General features: G+C 64.3%; 3 protein-coding genes and 3 tRNA genes. 2 read left to right on the top strand and 4 right to left on the bottom strand.

All coding sequences use genetic code 11. The features are described 5' to 3' along the window. Nucleotides 1-161 precede the first annotated feature (161 nt). Nucleotides 162-2534 carry a phosphoenolpyruvate synthase gene (ppsA, locus tag ACTHLF_RS18130; protein WP_440329160.1) on the bottom strand — a complete coding sequence of 791 codons (2373 nt, stop codon included), beginning with the start codon at nt 2532-2534 and terminating at the stop codon, nt 162-164. A 187-nt stretch (nt 2535-2721) separates the two neighbouring features. Between ppsA and ppsR the strand changes: the two genes are divergently transcribed. Further along, a complete protein-coding gene (gene ppsR / locus ACTHLF_RS18125) occupies nt 2722-3537 on the top strand; it encodes a posphoenolpyruvate synthetase regulatory kinase/phosphorylase PpsR (protein ID WP_045829776.1) in 816 nt (271 codons plus the stop codon). A 31-nt stretch (nt 3538-3568) separates the two neighbouring features. Then, nucleotides 3569-4036: a DUF1249 domain-containing protein gene (locus ACTHLF_RS18120; protein ID WP_440329159.1), complete on the top strand. Its 468-nt coding sequence runs from the start codon at nt 3569-3571 to the stop codon at nt 4034-4036. Nucleotides 4037-4205: 169 nt separating this feature from the next. Here the strand turns inward: ACTHLF_RS18120 and ACTHLF_RS18115 are convergent. The 3 genes from ACTHLF_RS18115 to ACTHLF_RS18105 all read right to left on the bottom strand — a co-directional run bounded on the left by ACTHLF_RS18115 (nt 4206) and on the right by ACTHLF_RS18105 (nt 4514). After that, nucleotides 4206-4282 (bottom strand) — tRNA-Asp (locus ACTHLF_RS18115). 69 nt (nt 4283-4351) lie between these two features. Continuing rightward, nucleotides 4352-4427, bottom strand: a tRNA-Glu gene (locus ACTHLF_RS18110). Between the two features lie 11 nt (nt 4428-4438). Next, nucleotides 4439-4514: transfer RNA gene (locus ACTHLF_RS18105), tRNA-Ala, on the bottom strand. Nucleotides 4515-4543: the final 29 nt, after the last annotated feature.

Genomic DNA, 4543 nt, shown 5'->3' with positions numbered 1-4543 from the left:
CCCCCCCCCCCCCCCCCCCCCCCCCCCGCCGCACCCCCCCACCAGCCGCCGCCCGCGGGGGGGGCGGCGGCGGGGCCGCCGCCCCCCCCCCCCACCCCCCCCCCCCCCCCCCCCCCCTCCCACAAACAAAAAAAGGGCGGGGTTGCCCCCGCCCTTTCTGATTAGCCCGCCTTTTTCTTCGCCAGGCGCAGCCAGGTGTCGACGACGGTATCCGGATTGAGCGATACCGATTCGATGCCCTGTTCCATCAGCCACTCGGCAAGATCCGGGTGGTCGGAGGGGCCCTGGCCGCAGATGCCGACGTACTTGCCCTTTTCACGCGCCGTCTTGATCGCCAGCGCCAGCAGCTTTTTCACCGCGGGGTCGCGTTCGTCGAACAGGTTGGCCACGATGCTCGAGTCACGGTCCAGGCCCAGGGTGAGCTGGGTGAGGTCGTTGGAGCCGATCGAGAAGCCATCGAAGATATCGAGGAACTCATCCGCCAGCAGCGCGTTGGACGGCACCTCGCACATCATGATGACCTTCAGGTCGTTCTCGCCCTGCACGAGGCCGTTCTTCCGCAGCACCTCGATGACCTTGCGGCCTTCATCCAGCGTGCGTACGAATGGGATCATGACCCATACGTTGTCGAGGCCCATGGTCTCGCGCACGTACTTCACGGCCTTGCATTCCAGCGCGAACGATTCGGCGAAATCCGCCGAGACGTAACGGCTGGCGCCGCGGTAGCCGATCATCGGGTTTTCTTCGTGCGGCTCGTAACGCGAACCGCCGAGCAGGCCGGCGTACTCGTTCGACTTGAAGTCCGACAGGCGCACGATCACCGGCTTCGGGTATACCGAGGCGGCGATGGTGGCGATGCCTTCGCCAAGGCGATCCGTATAGAACGACACCGGATCCTTGTAACCGGCGATGCGCGCATCGATGCGGGCCTTCGTCTCCGGATCCTGCTTCGCGTATTCCAGCAGCGCCTTCGGGTGCACGCCGATGTGGCTGGCGATGATCATCTCGAGGCGGGCCAGGCCGATGCCGCCGTTCGGCAGCATGCCGAAGTCGAAGGCACGCTCGGGGTTGGCCACGTTCATCATGATCTTGAGCGGGGCCTCCGGCATCGCGCCTAGGTCGGCGGTGATGCGATCGAACTTCAGGATGCCTTCGTAGATCGTGCCGGTATCGCCTTCCGCGCAGGAGACGGTGACGTCGGCGCCGTCCGGAATGGTCTGCAGCGCGTTGCCGCAACCGACCACGGCCGGCACGCCCAGCTCACGGGCGATGATCGCCGCGTGGCAGGTACGGCCGCCACGGTTGGTGACGATCGCCGCGGCGCGCTTCATCACCGGCTCCCAGTCGGGATCGGTCATGTCGGCCACGAGTACGTCGCCGGGCTGCACCTTGTTCATGTCGGCCAGCGACTTGATGACGCGCGCCTTGCCTGAGCCGATCTTCGGGCCGATGGCACGGCCCTCGGTCAGCACCTTGCCCTTTTCGTTGAGCTGGAAGCGCTCGAGGGTGGTGGCGTGCGAACGCGACTTCACCGTTTCAGGGCGGGCCTGCACGATGTAGAGCTTGCCGGTGTTGCCATCCTTCGCCCACTCGATATCCATCGGGCGGCCGTAGTGCTTCTCGATGATGAGTGCCTGGCGCGAGAGCTCCTCGACATCGGCATCGACGATGCAGAACTGGTGGCGCAGGGTGGAAGGCGTCTCCTCGATGCGTACGCGCTCGCCCGGCTGGTCGGAATAAACCATGCGCTGCTGCTTGGCGCCGAGGCTGCGGCGGAGCACGGCCGGCTTGCCGGCGCGCAGGGTCGGCTTGAACACATAGAACTCATCGGGGTTCACCGCGCCCTGGACGACCATTTCGCCCAGGCCGTACGAACCGGTGACGAACACCACGTCGCGGAAGCCGGATTCGGTGTCGAGCGTGAACAGCACGCCCGACGCGCCGACATCGGAGCGGACCATGAGCTGCACGCCAGCGGACAGGAATACGTCCTCGTGCTTGAAGCCCTGGTGGACGCGGTAGGCGATGGCGCGATCGTTGTACAGCGAGGCGAAGACTTCCTTCACCTTGTGCAGCACATCGTCGATGCCCACGACGTTGAGAAAGGTCTCCTGCTGGCCGGCGAACGAGGCGTCGGGCAGGTCTTCGGCGGTAGCGGAGGAGCGCACGGCCACGGCGATATCGGTGGCGCCGGCGTCCTTGCAGAGCTTGATGTACGCGTCGCGGATGGCCTGCTCGAGGTCGGCGGGCAGGGCGGTATCGACGATCCAGCCGCGGATTTCCTTGCCGCCGCGGGTGAGCTCATCCACGTCATCCACGTCGAGCGTGGCCAGGCGTTCCTGGATCCGCTTCGCGAGGCCGCTCTTTTCAAGGTAGGTCTGGAAGGCGTCGGCCGTGGTGGCAAAGCCACCGGGGACGGAGACGCCCAGTTTCGCCAGATTGCCGATCATTTCGCCAAGGGAGGCGTTCTTGCCGCCTACCTTGCCCAGGTCGGTCATGCGTAGCGCGTCGAGCCAAAGTACCAGGTCGCTCAAAGGAAGATCCTCACATCGGTTGGGCGGCGGGCCGCGCTGGTATAAAAACCGGCGCATTGTCGCGGTGGTATGGTCGATGCACAAGGGGCGTTGCATCATTTCCCTCGTGATAATGGGGGGTGGATGGTTATGACGGCGTATTGGTCTTAAGGTGGGAGTCATGGAACCAACCCAGGGAAACCGTCCGATGCGGCGCACCGTCTTTTTCATATCCGATTCCACCGGCATTACGGCCGAGACCATCGGCAACAGCATGCTTACCCAGTTCGATGGGGTGGAATTCGATACCCACAGGCTGCCGTTCATCGATAACCCGGCCAAGGCGGAATCGGCAGCCCTGCGCATCAAGACCAAATATGCACAGGACGGGCAGCGCCCCATCGTCGTCAACACCATGACCTCGAAGGCGCTGTGCGATATCGTCGCCGGCAGCGGGGCACTGATGCTCGACGTGTTCGCGCCCTTCATCGATCCGCTGGAGCACGAGCTGGGCGTCAAGCAGTCCGGTGCGGTGAACCGTTCCCATGGCCTGGTGGATTCGGCACGTTACGAGGCGCGGATCGAGGCGACGAACTACGCCCTGGCCCACGATGACGGCCTGGACGTGGATTACAACCAGTCCGACGTGGTGCTCGTGGGCGTGTCGCGATCGGGCAAGACCCCGACCTGCCTGTACATGGCCTTGCATTACGGCGTGTGTGCCGCCAATTACCCCCTCACGGACGACGACCTCGACAAGCTCGAACTGCCGATGCGTCTCCGCCCTTACCGCAGCAGGCTGTTCGGCCTGACGATCGACCCCAACCGCCTGGCCCAGATCCGTGAGCAGCGCCGACCCGGCAGCCGCTACGCCACGCTGAAGCAGTGTCGTTGGGAGCTGGAGCAGGCGGATCGCCTGATGCGCCGGGAGAACATCCCGGTCCTCAACACGACGCACACCTCGATCGAGGAAATCTCGAGCAAGATCTTCGAGTACCTCGGCATCGAACGGCACATGTATTAACCAGAGACATTGACGGAGACCGACCCCGCTTATGACCGCCATCCTCGAACGCCCAGCCTCACTCATCCCGGGACGCTTCGAATTCCTGATGGGGCTGTATTCGGAGAACTACCACCGGCTCGCGCGGCTGTTCGCCCCGCAGCGGCTGGCACCGGGCGTCTATCTGTCCGATGTGGACGATGGCCTGAACGTGCGCCTGGAAATCCAGGAAAAGCACCCGTACACGCTGGAGCTGGAACTCACCTACGATTTCGTGGATGAAGCCACCGGCCAGCCTTCGCCCTCGGCGCAGTTGCGCATGTACACCGACGCCCACGTGGCCGAGGCCCTGCATTGCCACCCCGGGCGCAAGCTCTGGCAGGTGCTTGGCCCTTTCCCGCCGGCGGACACGGTCCTGCAGCACCGCCTGCGCATGAATGGGTTCCTCAGCCGCTGGCTGGAGTACCTGGCGGAGCAGGGCCACTCGATCGGGACGCTGGCCAGGGTCGAGGGAGCCTGATCGCGGGCGGGTAGGAGCCCACCCTGTGGGCGACGCCGTTCGCGATAACGCCACAGGCCCTGTTGCCTTGAGGCGAAAGATGTCGCCCACAGGGTGGGCTCCTACCGCGGCCACCCGGTAAATTCCAGGCAAAAAAAATCCGCCAGATGGCGGATTCTTCTTTGGAAAGTGGCGGAGCGGACGGGACTCGAACCCGCGACCTCCGGCGTGACAGGCCAGCATTCTAACCGACTGAACTACCGCTCCACACTAGTTTTCCAACTTCCAACAACTACCAACTTCTACATCCATTACACTAACCGGCGGACCGGAAAGTGGCGTCCCCACGGGGATTCGAACCCCGGTCGCCACCGTGAAAGGGTGATGTCCTAGGCCTCTAGACGATGGGGACGTACTAGAAGTTGGTGGAGCCAGCCGGGATCGAACCGGCGACCTCCTGCATGCCATGCAGGCGCTCTCCCAGCTGAGCTATGGCCCCCTGCTGGAAGCCGCAAAGATTACGTCCGA

Origin of the sequence: Luteibacter sp. (assembly GCF_051958795.1) — a bacterium.
Taxonomy (GTDB): domain Bacteria; phylum Pseudomonadota; class Gammaproteobacteria; order Xanthomonadales; family Rhodanobacteraceae; genus Luteibacter.
This window is presented reverse-complemented; position numbering and strand designations above follow the sequence as displayed.